This window comes from Massilia soli, from assembly GCF_016809835.1.
Classification (GTDB): domain Bacteria; phylum Pseudomonadota; class Gammaproteobacteria; order Burkholderiales; family Burkholderiaceae_D; genus Telluria_A; species Telluria_A soli.
Window position 1 is genome coordinate 146,851 of the sequence record NZ_JAFBIL020000007.1, and the last position, 18,018, is coordinate 164,868.

Annotated in this window: 15 protein-coding genes; 7 read left to right on the top strand and 8 right to left on the bottom strand. The window is 65.5% G+C overall.

Annotation, left to right across the window (positions count from 1 at the left end):
* Positions 1-2: 2 nt before the first annotated feature.
* Together I4X03_RS17965 and I4X03_RS17970 are read left to right on the top strand one after the other, a co-directional pair.
* Entirely contained in the window at positions 3-1,430 is a 1,428-nt protein-coding gene (locus I4X03_RS17965) for a right-handed parallel beta-helix repeat-containing protein (protein ID WP_223469622.1), read from the top strand.
* Between the two features lie 75 nt (positions 1,431-1,505).
* Positions 1,506-3,215 (top strand): FKBP-type peptidyl-prolyl cis-trans isomerase, encoded by a 1,710-nt coding sequence (locus I4X03_RS17970; RefSeq protein WP_223469623.1) that lies wholly within the window; start codon positions 1,506-1,508, stop codon positions 3,213-3,215.
* On the opposite strand, the gene I4X03_RS17975 is transcribed toward I4X03_RS17970, so the two are convergent.
* The 8 genes from I4X03_RS17975 to I4X03_RS18010 form a co-directional block, all read right to left on the bottom strand.
* Positions 3,208-3,987 (bottom strand): slipin family protein, encoded by a 780-nt coding sequence (locus tag I4X03_RS17975; RefSeq protein WP_223469624.1) that lies wholly within the window; start codon positions 3,985-3,987, stop codon positions 3,208-3,210. The two genes, I4X03_RS17970 and I4X03_RS17975, sit on opposite strands and share 8 nt — an antisense overlap.
* A 14-nt stretch (positions 3,988-4,001) precedes the next feature.
* Positions 4,002-5,396, bottom strand: a complete 1,395-nt coding sequence (locus I4X03_RS17980) for an NfeD family protein (RefSeq protein ID WP_223469625.1) — start codon at positions 5,394-5,396, stop codon at positions 4,002-4,004.
* Between the two features lie 88 nt (positions 5,397-5,484).
* Positions 5,485-6,270 carry an HDOD domain-containing protein gene (locus I4X03_RS17985; RefSeq protein WP_223469626.1) on the bottom strand — a complete coding sequence of 262 codons (786 nt, stop codon included), beginning with the start codon at positions 6,268-6,270 and terminating at the stop codon, positions 5,485-5,487.
* A gap of 171 nt (positions 6,271-6,441) precedes the next feature.
* Positions 6,442-7,587: a BON domain-containing protein gene (locus I4X03_RS17990; RefSeq protein WP_223469627.1), complete on the bottom strand. Its 1,146-nt coding sequence runs from the start codon at positions 7,585-7,587 to the stop codon at positions 6,442-6,444.
* A gap of 87 nt (positions 7,588-7,674) precedes the next feature.
* A complete protein-coding gene (locus I4X03_RS17995; RefSeq protein ID WP_223469628.1) occupies positions 7,675-8,331 on the bottom strand; it encodes a hypothetical protein in 657 nt (218 codons plus the stop codon).
* Positions 8,324-9,016, bottom strand: coding sequence for a DUF2268 domain-containing putative Zn-dependent protease (locus I4X03_RS18000; RefSeq protein WP_223469629.1), 693 nt, complete (start codon positions 9,014-9,016; stop codon positions 8,324-8,326). The genes I4X03_RS17995 and I4X03_RS18000 overlap by 8 nt, the downstream gene beginning before the upstream one ends.
* A gap of 171 nt (positions 9,017-9,187) precedes the next feature.
* Positions 9,188-10,855, bottom strand: a complete 1,668-nt coding sequence (locus tag I4X03_RS18005) for a methyl-accepting chemotaxis protein (RefSeq protein WP_223469630.1) — start codon at positions 10,853-10,855, stop codon at positions 9,188-9,190.
* Positions 10,856-11,068: 213 nt separating this feature from the next.
* Complete coding sequence (locus I4X03_RS18010; RefSeq protein ID WP_223469631.1) at positions 11,069-11,662, bottom strand: UbiX family flavin prenyltransferase; 594 nt, start codon at positions 11,660-11,662, stop codon at positions 11,069-11,071.
* A gap of 190 nt (positions 11,663-11,852) precedes the next feature.
* On the opposite strand from I4X03_RS18010, the gene I4X03_RS18015 reads away from it, so the two are divergent.
* From I4X03_RS18015 to leuD, 5 genes are all read left to right on the top strand, one after another.
* Positions 11,853-13,427 (top strand): UbiD family decarboxylase, encoded by a 1,575-nt coding sequence (locus I4X03_RS18015; RefSeq protein ID WP_223469632.1) that lies wholly within the window; start codon positions 11,853-11,855, stop codon positions 13,425-13,427.
* 51 nt (positions 13,428-13,478) lie between these two features.
* Positions 13,479-14,483, top strand: coding sequence for a Bug family tripartite tricarboxylate transporter substrate binding protein (locus I4X03_RS18020; protein ID WP_223469633.1), 1,005 nt, complete (start codon positions 13,479-13,481; stop codon positions 14,481-14,483).
* Positions 14,484-14,748: 265 nt separating this feature from the next.
* Entirely contained in the window at positions 14,749-15,813 is a 1,065-nt protein-coding gene (locus I4X03_RS18025) for a porin (protein WP_223469634.1), read from the top strand.
* Positions 15,814-15,882: 69 nt separating this feature from the next.
* Positions 15,883-17,346, top strand: a complete 1,464-nt coding sequence (leuC, locus tag I4X03_RS18030; protein WP_223469635.1) for a 3-isopropylmalate dehydratase large subunit — start codon at positions 15,883-15,885, stop codon at positions 17,344-17,346.
* Entirely contained in the window at positions 17,328-17,993 is a 666-nt protein-coding gene (gene leuD / locus I4X03_RS18035; protein WP_223469636.1) for a 3-isopropylmalate dehydratase small subunit, read from the top strand. The genes leuC and leuD overlap by 19 nt, the downstream gene beginning before the upstream one ends.
* Positions 17,994-18,018 lie beyond the last annotated feature (25 nt).

Consider the following 18,018-nt stretch of genomic DNA (forward strand, 5'->3'; position numbering starts at 1 on the left):
CAATGCCCAAGAAATCCCGGCGCCGTTCGCCACCGTTTAAAAAAATCGCCATTGCCCTGCTGCTGATCGTCGTCTTCATCGCCGCCGCCATCGCGTGGACCCTGGAAAGCATGGCGCTGCCGCCGCGCCAGTTGGGTCCTGTGCTGGAGGGCCGCCTGGCCGGCGCCGGCTTGACCGGTTTGGGCGCCTGGGTCGCCCGTACGTTCAACGAGCGCGACCGCGGCGCGCCGCTGGCGGCGCTGCCCGCCTTGCGGGTCGGCGCGCAGGCGCTGTCGATCGGTCCTGCGTCGGCCGGCAACGTGGTGCCGGTCGAGCACGAGGAGGCCGCCATCCGCGCGCTCGAAAAGGCCCAGCCTGGCGACGTGATCACCTTTGCGCCTGGCACCTACCGCTTCAACGGCCGCCCCTACCTGGCAACCAGCAGCGCCAGCGGCGTCACGGTGCGCGCCGGCAGGCCCGGCACCGTGACGCTGGAGTTCGAACTGCGCGAAGGCTTCCTGATCGCTTCGCCCAACTGGACGTTTGAAAACCTGCACATTCGCGGCACCTGCGACGTGCAGGCAGGCTGCGAGCATGCCTTCCACGTGATCGGCGGCGGCGCCGGATTCGTCGCCCGAAACAACACCGTGACTGACTTCAATACGCCGTTCAAGATTGACGGCAATGGCAGTGCCTATCCAGACAACGGGGTAATCGAACACAATTCGATCCGCAATACCAGCGCGCGCGACACCGTCGGTTCCGTCAGCGCGATCGAGCTTGTCGCCGCGAGCAACTGGGCGATTCGCGCCAACCTGGTCAGCGACTTCGCCAAGGAAAAAGGCGACCGCACCAGCTACGGCCTGCAGGCGCGCGGCGGCGGCAAGGGCAACCGCATCGAGCGCAATGTGGTGGTGTGCGAGCAGCGCCTGCGCGGCGCGCCCGGGCTGCGCATCGGCGTGTCGCTGGGCGGCGCGGGCAGCACGGTGTCGCAATGCCGCGGCAAGCGCTGCGCCGCCGAACAGGATGGCGGCGTGATCGACGCCAACCTGGTCGCGTCGTGCTCCGACGAAGGCATCCACCTGCAGCGCGCCGCGGCAACGGCGATCACCCACAATACCGTGCTCGACACCGCGGGCGTGGCGGTGCTGTCGCCGGAAAGCAGCGCCACCATCCACGGCAACATCATCGATGGGCGGATCGTCGCGCGCGCCGGCGCGGCCATCGACGCAGACGACAACCTCGACACCGGCGTCACCCGCCTGCTGACCGGAGCGCACCCGTTGCGCGCGCTGTTTGTCGCAGCCGACAGCATGAACCTGCGCTGGCGCGGCGACCCGCCAAGGCGCGGCGCGGTGCCGCTGGCCGGCGCCGACCTGTGCGGAACCACCCGCCCCACCGACCCTGCGTACGGCGCGTTCGAGGACTTCGCCGCCTGCCTTACAAATTAGCGAAAGTCTTCTACATTTGCCCCCGGTATAATCTTTCAGATTTACAAGCCACCTTTTGCTGACCGAAAGCGCGTGATGACCAAGCCGATCAAGTATGCAGCCCTGAGTACCCTGTCTCTTCTGTTGGCCGCGTGCGGCGCTGACCGCGGCGTCGATTCCCAGCCCGCCACCACCGCCTCGCGCGTGTCCGCCTCGGTGGCCACGCAAACGCAGGCAGCGAGCGCCTACGTCAATCTCGTGCAATCGGTCTATGTCGCCTATTTCGGCCGGCCCGCCGATCCGGGCGGCCTGGCGTACTTCTCGCAACATCTGAGCAACCTTGGCGCGCCGACCAACATCGGCCAGCTTGCAGTCGCTTATGGCGGCAACAGCGCGCTGCGCGATGTCGTCAACGTCTTCGGCACCAGCGCCGAATCGCAGGCGCTGTACGCGGGCGACAACAACGTGTTCATCGAAGCGGTGTACCGCAACCTGTTCGGGCGCGCATCCGATACCGGTGGCAAGGCGTTCTGGGTACAGGCGCTCGACGAAGGCCGCATGACGCGCGCCAACGCGGCGATTCAGATCATGGCCGCCGCCCAGACCACCGACCGCGACATCATCAACAACAAGGTTGCGGTCGCGGCCGGCTTCACCACCGCCCTGAATACCCCGCAACGCGAACTCGCCTACAGCGGCCTCGATGCCAACGTGATCGTCCGCAACCTGCTGGGTACGGTCAACCTGTCGACCGACCTCGGCGCCTTCCAGGCCAATGTGGAGTCGACCTTGAATACCATGGTCTCGCAGCTGGGCGCGCAGGGCATGTATGCGGGCAAGCTGACGGCCAGCGGCCGCTTGTTCAATTCGCTGGTGCTGGAAGACGGCCAGTACTGGGGTTTCTACGGCAGCGCGACACCGGGTGCGCTGGCGCCAGTGGCCTTTGTGCATGGCAAAGGAACCTCGGTCTCCGGTTCATTCACTACCGGCGAGCTGAAGGACTTTGGGCCTAACCCGGCCGTACAAGGTACGCTGACCGCAAGCTATGCCCCGATGAGCAGCCTGAACGGAACGATCTCGATCGCCGCCAGCACCCTGCCATTTACCGGCGCCGGCATCGCCGAATCAATCTACCGCTACAACGCCCCGGCCAGCATCGCCGAGATCCAGGGCAGCCAGCGCATGGATGGGCCGATGGGACATCACATCATGCGGGTCAATGCTGACGGCACCTTCAGCGCCACCACGGCCATGTGCAGCTATACCGGCAAGTTTAGCCCGCGCGCGACCGGCAAGAATGTGTTCGACGTCGTCTGGTCGTTCGGCGCCGGCACCTGCGCGTTGCAGGGCCAGAGCGCCACCGGCATCGCGTTCAGCTATGCACCTTACGACGGCGGCACCCGCAGCCTGATCGTGGCCGCCACCAATGCAGCGCGCACCGCCGGCGCGCTGGCAGCGACCCCGCAGGATGGCCTGGTCACCACCGACATCACCGTGGGCACCGGCGCAGAGGTCGTACCAGGCGGCGCCGTGACGGTGCATTACACCGGGTGGCTGTATAGCGAAACCGCCGCCAACAAGCGCGGCACCCAGTTCGACAGCTCGGCCGGCCGCACCCCGTTTTCCGTCACGGTAGGCGCTGGCAGGGTCATTCAAGGCTGGGATCGCGGCTTGCTTGGCATGAAGGCCGGCGGCAAACGCACGCTGGTGATCCCGGCGGCGCTCGGCTATGGCGCGAGCGGCACCGCCGGCATTCCGCCGAACGCGACGCTGATCTTCGACGTCGAAGTGGTGACCGTCAAGTAGCGCGCTGCCGGTCCGGGGCAATCCGGCCGGCAATCAGTTCGAACAGTTCGATCGGCATCGGGAACACCACCGTCGAGGTCTTGTCGGTCGCCAGCGTCGTCAGGGTCTGCATGTAGCGCAGCTGCATCGCCCCTGGCTGCCGCGCCAGCACCTCGGCCGCCTGCATCAATTTTTCCGACGCCTGCAGTTCCCCTTCCGCATGGATCACCTTGGCGCGCCGTTCACGCTCGGCTTCGGCCTGGCGCGCGATCGCCCGGATCATTGACTCGTCCAGGTCGACATGCTTGATCTCCACATTGGCCACCTTGATTCCCCACGCATCGGTCTGGGCATCGAGCACCTGCTGGATGTCGATGTTGAGCCGCTCGCGCTCGGCCAGCATGTCGTCGAGCTCATGCTTGCCTAGCACCGAGCGCAAGGTCGTTTGCGCCAGCTGGCTGGTGGCCTCGAGGAAATTGGCTACCTGGATGATCGCGCGCGCCGGGTCCATGACCCGGAAGTACAGTACCGCGTTAACTTTCACCGACACATTGTCGCGCGAGATCACGTCCTGGGTGGGAACATCGAGCACGATGGTACGCAGGTCGACCCGCACCATCTGCTGGATTACGGGAATCAGCAAAATCAGCCCCGGTCCCTTGACCCGCCAGAACCTGCCCAGCTGGAATACCACGCCGCGCTCGTACTCGCGCAGGATGCGCACCGACATCCCGAACAGCGTCACCAGGATCAGCAACAACAGCCCCGCGCCAAAGCTGAATTCGAAAATCATGCTTGTTCTCCTTGTTATTGATGGTTGGCCGGCACCACATCGAGCAGCACGCCCCGTTGACCGACAACGCGTACCGTTTGCCCGCGCCTGAGCGCGGCGCCGCTGGCAACGCGCCAGGTTTCGCCGCGCACATTGGCCCAGGCCTCGCCGCCAATGCTGTCGTCGAGTACCTCGCCGACGCTGCCGAGGATATCGTCGGGCCCGCCGTACACAGCGCGGCGCCGGGTTTTCAGGGCGATGCTGGCGGTCGCCCCGATCAGCACGGCGCTGACGATGGCCACCGCCGCGATCAGGCCCAGCGGCACGCCGTAGTCGGGCAAGTCGGTGTCGATCAGCATCAGCGCGCCGGCCACGAACGCCACCACTCCGCCCAGCCCGAGGACCCCGAAACTGGGCAGGAAGGCTTCGCCGATCATGAAGGCGATACCGAGCAGGATGAAGGCGAGGCCAGCGTAGTTGACTGGCAGCAGCTGCAAGCCGTACAGGCCGAGCAGCAGGCACAGCGCGCCGATGACGCCAGGCGCCACCGCGCCCGGACTCATGAACTCGAACATCAGGCCGTAAATGCCGAGGGTCATTAAGATCAGTGCGATGCTGGGATTGGTCAGCGCCGACAGCGCGCGCGTGCGCCAGTCGGGCTGGGCGGCGTTGAGCGGCGCGCCGCGCGTATTGAGCGTAACTTCGCGCCCCTGCACCTGCACCTTGCGCCCGTCAAGCGCCGCGACCAGCACGGCCACGTCGGGCGCCATCAGGTCGATCACCTGCAACCGCAGCGCCTCCTCGGCGGGCAGGCTGAGCGATTCGCGCACCGACCGTTCGCCCCAGTCGGCATTGCGCCCGCGCATCTGAGCCAGGCTGCGGATGTAGGCGGCGGCGTCGTTCATCTGCTTGCGCGCCATGGAACCGGCCGCGCTGTCGTCCCTGGCGGCGCCGCCCTTGCCGGCGCCTTCCTTGTCCGGCGGCGGACGCGGCCCGCCGCTGTCGGGGCCGGGCCCAATGCCCACTTGCACCGGTGTGGCCGCGCCGATATTGGTGCCCGGCGCCATGGCGGCAATATGGCTGGCATACAGGATGTAGGTGCCGGCGCTGGCGGCGCGCGCGCCGCCAGGCGTCACGTAACTTGCCACGGGCAGCGGGGCGGTGAGGATGGCCTTGATGATCTCGCGCATCGCGGTGTCGAGGCCGCCTGGCGTGTCCACCTGCAAGACCACGAGCTGGCTGCCGTCGCGCGCCGCGCGGGCAATGCCGCGCACGACGTAATCGGCGTTGGCCGGACCGATGGCGCCGTCGATGGTCAGCACCGAGACCGGCGCGGCGGCGCGCGCCGCCGGCATGCACAGCACGATCAGCAGCAGGGCCGCCAGCGCGCACCGCCAGATGGGCGCGTGAATGTGGGTAGGACGGACCATGCTTCTCCCGGACAGGACAACAGTCGCTTGTCGGGTTAGAAGCCGGGCGCGGGATTAGGTTCCGGCCGGGCGGCCGAATCGGCTCAGGTCAGACCAGCAGCGCGCTGCTCATCGAGCGCACTTCGTCGGCCGACTCCTTGAGGATGCTCTCGAGGGTATCGCCGTCGAGCACGAAGTCGAGCACCGAGTCTTCATGGTTGGGCGGTTTCTCGACCGGCGCGGCCAGCGGCGACGGTACCGGCGAAAACTGGTTGGCGAGAATCAGCGTGTCGAGCAAAGTGCAAGGCGGCATGCTCAGCCATGCGTCGCGCAAGGCTTCGATGGCGCTGCGGACCGGGTCGGGCACGGAGAGTTTTTTCAGCACTTCGCGGCTGACCACCTCTTCGCACAGCTCCGACCATTTTTCGGGATCGTCATCGAGCAGGCCGGGGAATTCATCGGCGCGCGACAACAAGTAAAAGCCCCCAACCTCATGCATGATCGCGGCGAACACGGCGGTGTCGGGGTTGACGAAGGTGACGCGCTTGGCGATCACCTGCGCCAGCGCGGCGACGTGGGCGGTATGCTCCCACAGCTGTTCGGCCTTGGCGCGGATGGCGGGGTCGACGATGCGGGCGCCGAACTGGCGCACCACTAGGCTGGCCACCAGGGTCTGCAAGCTGCGGTAGCCGACCCGCATGACGGCGGCGCGCGCATTGGTGATGGGGGCGTCGCCGTTCGGGTTGAAGGCCGCGGAATTGGCCAGCGCGACCGTGCGCGCGGCCAGCTGCGGCTCGCTCAGCACCAGCTTGATCGCGTCCTCGATATGGCAGTTCGGGTCATCCAGGGCAAGTTGCAGGCGCACGGCCGCATTCACGCTGGTGGGAAAGGTCATTTCCCCGCGGGCGGCCTGGGCGGCGATATATCCAAAGGCTTCTAGTCTGTTCACGGGAAAAATTATACCCTGCCGTACCCGCTGCGGGAGTAAAGCTTTCAGGGATGCACGAGGATAAAAAAAGGGAAGCCACAGCTTCCCTTTTTGTTGCAGGCCGGTTAGCCCGCGAAATTACTTCACTTGCAGCGAGTTTTGCACCTTGGTCACGCCCTTGACGCTTTTAGCCAGGTTCACCGCGCGCTCGGCCGCCGCCTTCGACGACACGAAGCCGCTCAGGTTGACGACGCCGTTTTCGGTGTCGACATCAATCGCCAGCGCCTTCAGCTCCGGCTCGGCGAACAGGTCGGCCTTGATCTTGGTGGTGATCACCGCGTCAGTCACGTTTTCCTTGGTGGCTGCAGCAATGTTCTTGGACTTTTCAACAATGGTCTCGCCAGCGCGTTCGGTTTTCGCAGCAGCGGTTTCAGCCATGCGCTCGGTCTTCGCGGCGGCGGTTTCCGCCATGCGCTCGGTTTTCACGGCAGCGGTTTCGGCCATGCGCTCGGTCTTGTCGCCGACTCGTTCGGCAGCGCGCTCGGTTTTGACCGCAGCGTTTTCGGCCATGCGCTCGGTGCGATCGCCGGCACGCTCGGCAGCATTTTCGGTGCGCTGGGCAGCGGTACCGGCAGTGACCGCCGCGCGGTCAGTGGCGTTGTCAGCGCGCGCTACTGCGCGTTCGGTGGCGTTCTCGGCGCGGTCGGCTGCACGTTCGGTGCGGTCGGCGATGGTCTTGCCTTCATGCTGGATCAGGCAGCCGGTGCTTGGCTGGCCGGCGATCTGGGCGCACTTGTCGACCGCGGCGGCCTTGGCTGGATCGCGGGTGTCGGTGGTGGTGACAGGGCTGGCTGGATTGGTGTTGGCAACGGCCATGTTGCGGTCAGCCTTGGCATCGGCCAGCGCCGCGGTATGCACGGTGTGCGCGGTGTTGACGCAGCTTTCCTTTTCCGCGCCGGTAACTACTGCACACTTGGCCTTGGCCAGGGCATAGTCGGCATTGGCAAGCGCGGTGCGTGCCTTGGTACGGTCTTGCTGGGTGTTGCGATACTGCGCCACTGCATCGACGTCGGCACGGGCGCGCGCCACCTTCGCTTCTTCAACGCAAACCTGGCGCGCCGAGCCGGTCATGCCAGTACAGGTTGCGGCAGCGGCCTTGTAGTCGGCGGCGGCCTTCTGGGTCATGTTCTTGTAGCTGGCAGGATCGCTTGGGGCATCGGCAGCATGGACGGAAAAACTGGCACTGATGGCAGCGGCGAGCAGGGTTGCGGTAAATGCTTTCATGGTGGTGTCCCTTCATGTGTATTGTTGGTACACGATTAAACGCCCGTTTTGGCGACGGTTCTGTGCGAGAACGAACACAAAGGGTTATTAATATTTTAACATTCGCACTTCTGCCAAAGCAAAAATATTCCCGTGGGAATCAAATGCGCCGTCCCGGCGCGCCGCATCCAGCCACGCAAGCGTGTCGTGCTTCGGCTCGAAGAAACGCCGCCGCACGCGCTGGATCTGGTCGAGCATCGCGTCATAGTGTTCGGGATGGTAGCGTGCCAGCCAGGCGATCTCGGTCATGTCGGCAAATACTTCCTCGGTGCGGATGCGGCGCGTAAACCAGTTGCGCACCGGCGCGATCCAGGCCACCACCGGCAGCAGCCTTTCATTGTGCGGATAGCCGTTGAGGCGGCGGTAGCAATGGCCCACCTCGTGGATCGCGGCGCCTTTCAGGAACAGCTCGAGCAGCGCCGGATCGATCATCGCTTCGAGGCGCCGCGCGGTCGGGTTGTCGCGCACCGACACCACCAGGGTGCAGCGGCCCTTGTCATTCCACACCCCGATCGGCGTGTGGCCCGACAAGCCGTTGCCCTGCTCGACTTCCATCACGATATCGAGTCCGTGCGCCTTGCCGAACGCCACCGCGTGGCGCGCGGCGGCGATCCATTGCTGTTCGCTGGCCTCGGCGGCCGGCGCGGGACAGCTGGCGCAAGACAGCGCCAGCGCCGCGCAGACAGTGCGCCATCGCTTACTCATCCTCGAGCAGGCCGCGGCTCCAGGTCGCGCGCGCATCCTCGAACGGGTTGTCGGTAGCTGCGAAAACATTGCCGTCCCTGGCAAGCTTGACCCACGCCCAGGTGTCGTGCGAGGTGCGCACCTGCGGCGCGTGTCCGCGCACCGATGCGAGCCAGCCGAACACCTTGCCATACTGATCAGGATTGCGCTGCTTGGTCCAGGCCAGCGCGACCAGGTCGGCGTAACCCTCCTCGCGGCGGTTTTCGCGCAGCGCCTTGGCCGCCTCCAGCAGCGACTTGTCGTTCGCGAACTCCTCGCCCACCTCCGTAAAGCCGGCCGGCAGCTGGTGCCAGGCGCCCTGCGCATAGCGCCAGCAGTGGCCAAGCTCATGCGCGGCCATGGCCTCGATCAGCAGGCGATGCTGCGATTCCGGCACATCTTTCAGCACGCTTTCGGCGTCGGGATTGCCGCGCATCGACAGCACCAGCTTGCAGCGGCCATCGACAAAGCCCATCGCGAACGGCACCGTGCCCGCCGGCGCGTTTGGCTGGACGACAACATCGATGGGAAGGTTGATGCGCTTCGAGTAAGCCAGCACGGGAGATGCCGCTTTCAGCCAGCGAATTTCCTGCTCGGTCAGCTCTGCCGACGCCAGGGAAGGGGAGGAAAACAGGTACAGGGAAGCGATGAAGAGGGTCTTCAACATGGCGGGCTCCTTACAGGTCCATAAATGCCTTACGGCAATTCTATAGCCCTCCTGAGCCCTCTTTTGATGTTTATTTCTGCGTAGAAATAAAACTGCAACCTTGCATAATTAGTAGGTGCGGCAGCCGGCCGGGGGCAGCTGGCCGGTGCCGCCAGTTGCCCCCCATCGGCCTTAGTAGCTGGCGATCTTTTGGACTGCCTGCGGCGCGCGTCCAGCCGGACGCTTTGCCGGCGCGGGTTGCTTCATTGTGTGCACGCTCGCCGATTGCGACGCATCAAGCTTGAAGATGCTGACCACCTGCTCCAGCGCCTGCGCCTCGTCCTGCAGCGATGCCGCCGCCGCCGTGGCCTGCTCCACCAGCGCCGCGTTGCGCTGGGTCGCCTCGTCCATATGGCCGATCGCCTGGTTGACCTGCTCGATGCCTGCGGTCTGTTCCTGGCTCGCCATACTGATCTCGTTCATGATGTCGGTCACGCGCTTGACGCTGGTAACGATTTCTTCCATCGTCGCGCCTGCCTCGTCGACCAGCTTGGCGCCCACTTCGACGCGCTCGACCGAGCTGCCGATCAGGCTCTTGATCTCGTGCGCCGCCGCGGCCGACCGCTGCGCCAGGTTGCGCACCTCGGTCGCAACCACGGCGAAGCCGCGGCCCTGCTCGCCGGCGCGGGCCGCTTCCACCGCCGCGTTCAGCGCCAGGATGTTGGTCTGGAACGCGATGCTGTCGATCACGCCGATGATGTCGACGATTTTCTTCGACGACTCGTTAATCGACGCCATCGTATCGACCACTTGCGACACCACCGCCCCACCCTTGACCGCCACTTCCGAGGCCGACACCGCCAGCAGGTTGGCCTGGCGTGCATTGTCGGCGTTCTGGCGCACCGTCCCAGTCAGTTCTTCCATCGACGACGCGGTTTCTTCCAGCGTGCCGGCCTGCGCTTCGGTTCTTCCCGACAAGTCGAGATTGCCGGCCGCGATTTCGGTCGACGCGGTCGCGATCGCGGTGGTGCCGGTGCGCACCTGGGAGACGATATCCATCAGGCCGTCGCGCATCCCCTTCATCGCAAACAGCAGGCTCGACGTATCGCCGGGCCGGGTATCGATGCGTACCGACAGGTCGCCAGCGGCAATGCTGCCGGCGATTGCCGCGGCATAGCCAGGCTCGCCGCCGAGCTGGCGCAGCAGGCCGCGGCTGATGAACCACGCCGCGGCAGAACCAATCGCGATGGCGATGGCACACAGTGCCAGCATCCACAGCTGGAACGAGCGCGCGATCCCGGTAGCGTAGCCGGCTTCATCCTTGTTCAGCTTCTCTTCCAGGTCGATCAGGCGGTTGATGCTGGCGAGCCATTCGACAAACGCCGGCGCGGCCTGCGCGGACAGCAGCGTGGTCGCCTCGGCAGTATTGTCGGCCAGGCGCAGCTCGATCACGCGCGCCACCAGCGGCTGGGTCTTGCGCTCGCTGTCCTTGATGCCGGCCAGCGCCGCTTTTTCCTCTTCCGAAATATCGGTGCGGCCCTGGAACATGGCGTCCAGCGGACCGGCGGCATCGAGGTAGTTCTGTTCCAGCTTCTTGATCAGGTCGATGTGCGGACGGGTCGCCGCGGTATCGCCAGCCAGCACCACATCGCGCAAGGCGATCGCACGGTCATGGACGCTGCCGCGGAAATTGATCGCGTAGCGCTGCTTGACGTTGTTGACATCATTGATGCGATTGAGGCTGGTATCGATGTTGTTGACGCGCATTGCGGCGAGCGCGCCGAGGATCAGCATCAGCGCAAATACGCCGCCGAAGCCCAGCGCAAGGCGGGCGCGGATCGTTAAACCGGAGTTAGTCATGGTGGTGGACGGTAGAGAAATATAACCGGAAGGCGTCCGTACGCTGCTGCCGACACATTAATTCCGCATGGCAACAGCTCAACTCTAGCACGAAGATATTAGCGATGCGCAACATCTATTAAAATATAGCAATCGATTTGCACACACTATTGAGAAAAAACTACTATTAGTTAAATCTGTACATCGCAAAAAACCCGGGCGACGTCGCTCCGCTCAGTCACCGCTGCTGTTCGGGTTCCAGCGCCGAACCGTGCCGGCGTCGAAGCCGAACAAGTCGAGCACCCGTCCGACCGAGTGATCGACCATTTCCTCAAGGCTGGCAGGTCGCGCGTAGAACGCCGGTACCGGAGGATAGACAATCGCGCCAGCCTCGGTGACCGCGGCCATGCTGCGCAGGTGCCCCAGGTGGAGCGGGGTTTCGCGCACCATCAGCACCAGGCGCCTGCGTTCCTTCAGGTTCACGTCCGCCGCGCGCGACAGCAGGCTGCTGGTGACACCGGTGGCGATTTCCGACAGCGTCTTGATCGAACACGGCGCGACAACCATCCCGTCGACCTTGAACGATCCGCTGGAGATGGCGGCGCCGATATCGGTGTTCGAGTAATTGACGTCGGCCAGCGCCTTGACGTCGGCCACGCTCATGTCGGTTTCATGGGTCAGCGTGACCTGTGCCGATTTGCTCATGACGAGGTGGCTTTCCACGTCCAGCTGGCGCAGGACCTGAAGCATGCGAATGCCGTAGATGATCCCGGAGGCGCCGCTGATTCCAACAACGAGGCGTGGGCGTGCGGGCGTTTTTGTGTGCATGAGGACTCTCCAATGTTGGCGAATGGTACCAGAGCAAAGGGCTCCGGAGTACGTCCGGATTGTTCACATTTTTCGATCAGACAATCAAATATTGTTGCTTCATTTCCTAGTCTTACTCAGATAGATTCAGGGGTAACAAAATGCGGAAGCCCGGCATTCCGGGGCATGCCCATAACATCACGGAGATACGATGAGTACAGGATCGACACCTGCTGACCGCGCCGCCGCGGCAGCAACGGCAAGCGCAGTGGATATGGAGCGCTTTGACCTGCGCCGCTTCATCGACGCGCTCGGCGCCGATGAGGTTGTGCGGTTCGCCGGCCCGACCGACCTGGCCGATGCGGCCAGCCTCATGGAAGGCAACCCGAAGGTCGTGCTGCTCGAGCGCCCCGCCGGCGAATCGGTGCCGCTGGCCGGCAACGTCGCCGGCAGCCGCAAGCGCCTGGCGACGGCGTTCGGCACCACGCCCGACAAGCTGCTGGGAGAGGTGCTCAGGCGCCTTGGAAAAAAAGGCGAACTGGTCGAGGTGGCGGGCGACGCTGCGCCGGTCCAGCAAGTGGTCCTGACAGGCGACCAGTGCGACTTCACCAAACTGCCCATCCACCTGCAGCATGGCCTCGACGGTGCGCCGTATGTATCCGCGTCGATCGATTTCGTGGTCGACCCCAACACCGGCTGGACCAACGTCGGCGTGCGCCGCCTGATGCTGCGCGGGCGCCGCACCGCAGGAATCGACCTGGTGGCGCCGTCCGACCTGCGCGCGATTTACATCGACCATGCGAGCCGCGGCGAACGCCTGCCGATCGCATTTGCGGTGGGCACCCACCCGATCGACCACGTCGCCGCCACCATGCGCATCCCGACCGATGAACTGGCGCTGATCGCGGCGTTGCGCGACGCCCCGCTGGGCGTCGTCAAATGCGTCACCAACGACCTGCGCGTCCCGGCCGATGCCCAGTTCATCCTTGAAGGCTATCTGGACGAGCGCGGCCACGTCGAACCGGAAGGGCCGTACGGCGAGTTCCTCGGCTACTACGGCGGCGTCAAGCTCAACCCGGTGTTCCACCTGACCGCGATCACCCACCGCCGCGACCCGGTGTTCCAGACCGCCACCATCAGCGGGCGCACCATGGCCAACACCGACACCTCGCAGTTGTGCGCGCTGCGCACCGAGGCGACCGTGTGGCGCGCGCTTGAAGTCGCGGTGCGCGAGGTGAAGGCGGTGTATGCCAATCCCGCCACCGGCGGCATGTTCAATGTGCGGATCGCGCTGCAGCAGCGCGTGCCCGGCGAGGCGCGCAACGCGATCGCGGCAGTGTTCTCGTGCCTGGCCAACGTCAAGCACGTGTTTGTCGTCGATCCGGACATCGACATCTTCTCCGACGAGCAAATGGAATGGGCGCTGGCGACCCGCTTCCAGGCCGACACCAACCTGGTGCTGCAGGACCGCATGCGCGCCATGCCGCTCGATCCGTCGCTGGCCGGTTCCCACTACACCGCCAAGGCCGGCTTCGACATGACCCTGCCGTTCCTGCGCCCGGGCCAGGCACGGTCGATCGAGCACGTGGTCCCCGCCCCGCCGACTTACGACGGCGCGCGCTTCGCGTCGCTCGGCGCGGCGCTGGAAGACGGACCGAAGACCTTCGCCGCGCTGATGGCGGCAACCGGCACGCGCGACGGACGCGAGATCGTCCGCTGGATCGAAGACACCGGCGCCAGCCGCGCGATCGGCCGCGACAAGGAGGGCCGCTACCAGTTTGAGTAACGTGTTTTGCTATCCATGCATTAGCCGCACCATTAAAAACCAGGAGACAAAATGAACAAGGCATTCAAAAAAATCGACAAGACCCGCCGCGCCGTCGTGCGCAGCGCCGGCGCCGCACTGGCGTTCGCACTTGCCAGCACCGTCGCCGCGCCGTCGCTGGCGCACGCCGCGTATCCCGACCGCCCGATCAAATTCATCGTGCCGTATTCGCCCGGCGGACTGGGTGATTCGTTTGCCCGCCTGGTCGCCCAGGGCCTGTCGGAGCGGCTCGGCCAGGCAGTCATCGTCGAGAACATGCCAGGTGCAAGCCAGGCGATCGGCGCCGCCGCCGCGGCAAAGGCGGCACCCGATGGCTACACCCTGTTCATGGGAACCCAGTCGGGCCTTGTGCTGAACCCGATCGCGCAAAAGAAAGTGCCATTTGACCCGGTCAAGGATTTCGCGCCCGTATCCATGCTGTTCTCCTCGCCGCTGTTCCTGGTGGTGCACCCTTCGGTCGCTGCAAAAACGGTACCTGAACTGATCGCGCTCGCAAAGTCCAGGCCGGACGAACTCACGGTGGCCACCATCGGCGACGGCACCTCGACCAATCTGGGTGCGCTGATGTTCCAGAAACGCGCCGGCGTGAAGTTCATGCACGTGCCCTACAAGGGCAGCGCGCCGGCGATTACCGACGTGCTGGCCGGCCGGGTTGACGTGTTCTTCGAAGGCGGCGCCTCGGCGCTTCCTTATGTCCGCCAGGGCAAGCTGCGCGCGCTGGCGTCGACCGCGGAGGAACGAACCGAGAAAGCGGCCCCGGGCTTGCCGACGCTGAAAGAGAGCTTCCCCGGCCTGAGCCTGGAAGTCTGGTTCGGCATCGTCGCGCCAGCGGGCACGCCGAAGCCGGTCATCGACCTGCTGAACAAGGAGATCAAGGCGGTGCAGACAAGCGCGCGGATCCACGAACTGGCCGCCAATCTTGGGGCCGACGTCGTGCCAAGCACGCCGGAAGAACTCGGCGAGCGCATCCGCAAAGAGCTGGTGGAGTACACCACCATCATGCGCGCGGCAAAGTAAAGCGCGCCAGCCGGGGCCGGCCTTGCCGTCCCTTCCAACACATGCGGCGCCTGCGCCGCATGTTGCGTTTACGGCGGCTGCGCGCCATGGCCCGCGCGTTTCATCCTTCACTTTTTTCGATTGATCGATAGATTATTTGCGCTTCTGTTGAGCATCAAGTTCCTCTACATTCTGTTGAACGGTTCAGCTTTCAACGCCTCGCCAAGGTCGTGCCGGATTACTGAAAACTATAACTATCAGGAGAAGAGATATGTCGCAAAAGGGATTGAATCAGTGGGTTAAGGCGTGCGTAGCGGTAGGCATCGCGATGTCGTCGCAGATGGCGTCGGCGCAGTCGAGCGTGCAAGTGTATGGCATCGTCGACCTCGGCATCGAACATCTTTCCGGCGTCGCCAACGGCGCTGCCGAAGAGTCGCAGACCCGCATGACCATCAACAACCAGCAGGCATCGCGCCTCGGCTTCCGCGGAACCGAAGACCTTGGCGGCGGCTTGAAGGCGCTGTTCAACCTGGAAGCCGGCTTCGCCCCCGATACCGGCGTCAGCCTGCAAGGCGGACGCCTGTTCGGCCGCGCCGCGACGGTGGGCCTGTCGGGCGATTTCGGCACCGTGACCATCGGCCGCCAGCGCAACGCCATCTTCGACCTGCACCTGCAGTTCGCGCCATTGGGCTATACCAGCTATGGCGCTGTCGCACCGGACATGGCGTTCTTCACCCAGCGCGCCGACAACTCGGTCAAGTACGCGTTCAAGCGCGGCGGCTTCAGCTCCGCACTGCTGTACAGCTTCGGCCGCGATGCGGTGGCCGGCGGCGGCACCCAGAGCGAAGTGGCGGGCAACTCGAAAATCGGCCGCCAGATCGGCGCCAACGCGGCCTACGCCAGCGGCCCGTTCACGGTCGGCCTCGGCTACGACAAGCAGAACGGCACCAGCGCCGCCATCGCCAGCGAGACCGATACCCGGACCTACGCCGGCGCCAAATACATGCTGTCGGCAACCACGCTGTACGCCGGCTTCATGCGCCGCAAGAACGAACTGGCCGCGCTCGATGCGACCACCGACCTGAGCTGGGTTGGCCTGCGCCATCCGATCGCCGGCAAGCTCGGTATCGGCGCCTGGCTGGTCAAGACCGACGTCAAGGACACGCCGAACGAGGCGACGCTGATCGGTGCGTCGCTGTACTACGACCTGTCCAAGCGTACCCAGGCTTACCTGAACCTCGCCCGTTCCAGCAATGACGGCGCCAGCCGCCAGGGCGTCAGCAGCAGCGTCCAGACCTTGCCGGGCGGCGCCATGAGCGGCATCGTCGCCGGACTGGCCCACACCTTCTGATCCTTGCCCCGGGCCTCCCGCGACGCACGCGTCGTGGGAGGCTTTTTTCCAGGTCCCAGTGCGCACAACATGACGACGACACCCCGTACGCTGTACGACAAACTATGGGACGAACACCTCGTGCATACCGGCGAGGACGGCACCGCCCTGCTGTATATCGACCGCCACCTCCTTTATGAAGTCACCAGCCCGCAGGCGTTCGAGGGCCTCGCCGAATCCGGCCGGCCGGTGCAGCGGCCGTTGGCCAACTTCGGCGTCTGCGACCACAATGTGCCGACCACCGGCCGCGCGGCGCCGATCCGCGATCCGCTGGCCCGCGCCCAGGTGGAACGGCTGGAACACAATTGCAGCACCCATCGCATTCCCCAGTTCCGCATGGCCGACCCGCGCCAGGGAATCGTCCACGTGATCGCGCCGGAACAGGGGCTGACCCTGCCGGGCATGACGGTGGTGTGCGGCGATTCGCATACCAGCACCCACGGGGCGCTCGGCGCGCTGGCGTTCGGCATCGGCACCTCCGAGGTCGAGCACGTGCTGGCAACCCAGACGCTGGCGCTAAGGAAGAGCAAGAACATGCTGGTCAGGGTCGCCAATGCGCTGGCGCCCTGGTGCACCGCGAAAGACCTGGCCCTGTACATCATCGGCCAGATCGGCACCGCCGGCGCGACCGGCTACACGATCGAATTTGCCGGCGCCGCGGTCGCCGGCCTGTCGGTCGAGGCGCGGATGACGCTCTGTAACATGTCGATCGAGGCCGGCGCGCGCGCCGGGCTGGTGGCGGTCGACCAGCACACCATCGACTACGTGCGCGGCCGGCCGTTCGCCCCCGAAGGCGCCGGCTGGACCGAAGCGCTCGCCCACTGGCGCACGCTGGTGTCCGATCCCGGCGCCCGCTTCGACCGCGTGATCGACATCGATGCGGCGGCGGTCCGGCCCCAGGTGACCTGGGGCACCTCGCCCGAGATGGTGGCCGGCGTGGACGGCGACGTGCCCGATCCGGCGCTGCAGGCGGACCCGTCGCGGCGCGCCGCCACCGAGGCCGCGCTGCGCTACATGGACCTGGCGCCCGGCACGGCGCTGGCCAGCATCGCGCTCGACAAGGTGTTCATCGGCTCATGCACCAACAGCCGTATCGAAGACCTGCGCATGGCCGCCGCGGTCGTGCAGAAAATGGGCCGCCGCATCGCTGCCAACGTCCGGCTGGCGATGGTCGTCCCGGGCTCGGGGCTCGTCAAGGCCCAGGCCGAACAGGAAGGACTGGACCGGGTATTCCTCGACGCCGGGTTCGAATGGCGGTCGCCAGGCTGCTCGATGTGCCTGGCGATGAACGACGACCGGCTGGCGCCGGGCGAACGCTGCGCGTCCACCTCGAACCGCAATTTCGAAGGCCGCCAGGGCGCGGGCGGACGCAGCCACCTGGTCAGTCCTGCGATGGCGGCAGCAGCGGCCATCGCAGGCCGGTTCGTGGACGTGACGCGCATCATGGGCGTCAATAACGAAGGAGCAGAACTGGCATGGAAAAATTCACCCTGATGACGGGCCTGGTCGCCCCGCTCGACCGCGACAATGTCGATACCGACGCGATCATGCCGAAGCAGTTCATGAAATCGCTGGCCAGGACCGGGTTCGGGCCGAACCTGTTCGATTCGTGGCGCTACCTCGATACCGGCGAACCCGGCATGGACAACGCCGCCCGTCCGCTCGACCCCGGTTTCGTGCTGAACCAGCCGCGCTACCAGGGCGCCTCCGTGCTGCTGGCGCGCCGCAACTTCGGCTGCGGCAGTTCGCGCGAGCATGCGCCATGGGGACTGCGGCAATACGGCTTCCGCGTCATCATCGCCGTCAGCTGCGCCGATATCTTCATGCAGAACTGCTACAAGAACGGCATCCTGGTCATCTGCCTGCCGGAACAGCAAGTCGGCGCGCTGTTCGACACGGTCGCCGCCACCCCCGGCTTTGCGCTCACGGTCGACCTCGAAAACCAGCTGGTCAGCGATCCGGCCGGGGCGGCCTACGGATTCGACATCGCGCCGTTCACCAAGCGCTGCCTGTTGCACGGGCTCGACGAGATCAGCCTGACGCAACAGCACCAGGGTGCCATCGATGCGTTTGCGCAGCGCCACCTGGCCCGCCATGCCTGGCTCGCCGACATCCGCTGGAGCCGCCCCTGGCCGCCGTGACGGCAGCGCACGGGCGGACCCGCCG

Excerpts from the sequence above, each read along its gene's own strand:
- I4X03_RS18020 (WP_223469633.1), top strand. The coding sequence starts at position 13,479 with ATGAACAAGGCATTCAAAAAAATCGACAAGACCCGCCGCGCCGTCGTG.
- I4X03_RS18005 (WP_223469630.1), bottom strand. The coding sequence starts at position 10,855 with ATGACTAACTCCGGTTTAACGATCCGCGCCCGCCTTGCGCTGGGCTTC.
- leuD (WP_223469636.1), top strand. The coding sequence starts at position 17,328 with ATGGAAAAATTCACCCTGATGACGGGCCTGGTCGCCCCGCTCGACCGC.
- I4X03_RS18000 (WP_223469629.1), bottom strand. The coding sequence starts at position 9,016 with ATGTTGAAGACCCTCTTCATCGCTTCCCTGTACCTGTTTTCCTCCCCT.
- I4X03_RS17990 (WP_223469627.1), bottom strand. The coding sequence starts at position 7,587 with ATGAAAGCATTTACCGCAACCCTGCTCGCCGCTGCCATCAGTGCCAGT.
- I4X03_RS17995 (WP_223469628.1), bottom strand. The coding sequence starts at position 8,331 with ATGAGTAAGCGATGGCGCACTGTCTGCGCGGCGCTGGCGCTGTCTTGC.
- I4X03_RS17980 (WP_223469625.1), bottom strand. The coding sequence starts at position 5,396 with ATGGTCCGTCCTACCCACATTCACGCGCCCATCTGGCGGTGCGCGCTG.
- I4X03_RS17970 (WP_223469623.1), top strand. The coding sequence starts at position 1,506 with ATGACCAAGCCGATCAAGTATGCAGCCCTGAGTACCCTGTCTCTTCTG.
- I4X03_RS18010 (WP_223469631.1), bottom strand. The coding sequence starts at position 11,662 with ATGCACACAAAAACGCCCGCACGCCCACGCCTCGTTGTTGGAATCAGC.
- I4X03_RS17985 (WP_223469626.1), bottom strand. The coding sequence starts at position 6,270 with ATGACCTTTCCCACCAGCGTGAATGCGGCCGTGCGCCTGCAACTTGCC.
- I4X03_RS18015 (WP_223469632.1), top strand. The coding sequence starts at position 11,853 with ATGAGTACAGGATCGACACCTGCTGACCGCGCCGCCGCGGCAGCAACG.
- leuC (WP_223469635.1), top strand. The coding sequence starts at position 15,883 with ATGACGACGACACCCCGTACGCTGTACGACAAACTATGGGACGAACAC.
- I4X03_RS17965 (WP_223469622.1), top strand. The coding sequence starts at position 3 with ATGCCCAAGAAATCCCGGCGCCGTTCGCCACCGTTTAAAAAAATCGCC.
- I4X03_RS17975 (WP_223469624.1), bottom strand. The coding sequence starts at position 3,987 with ATGATTTTCGAATTCAGCTTTGGCGCGGGGCTGTTGTTGCTGATCCTG.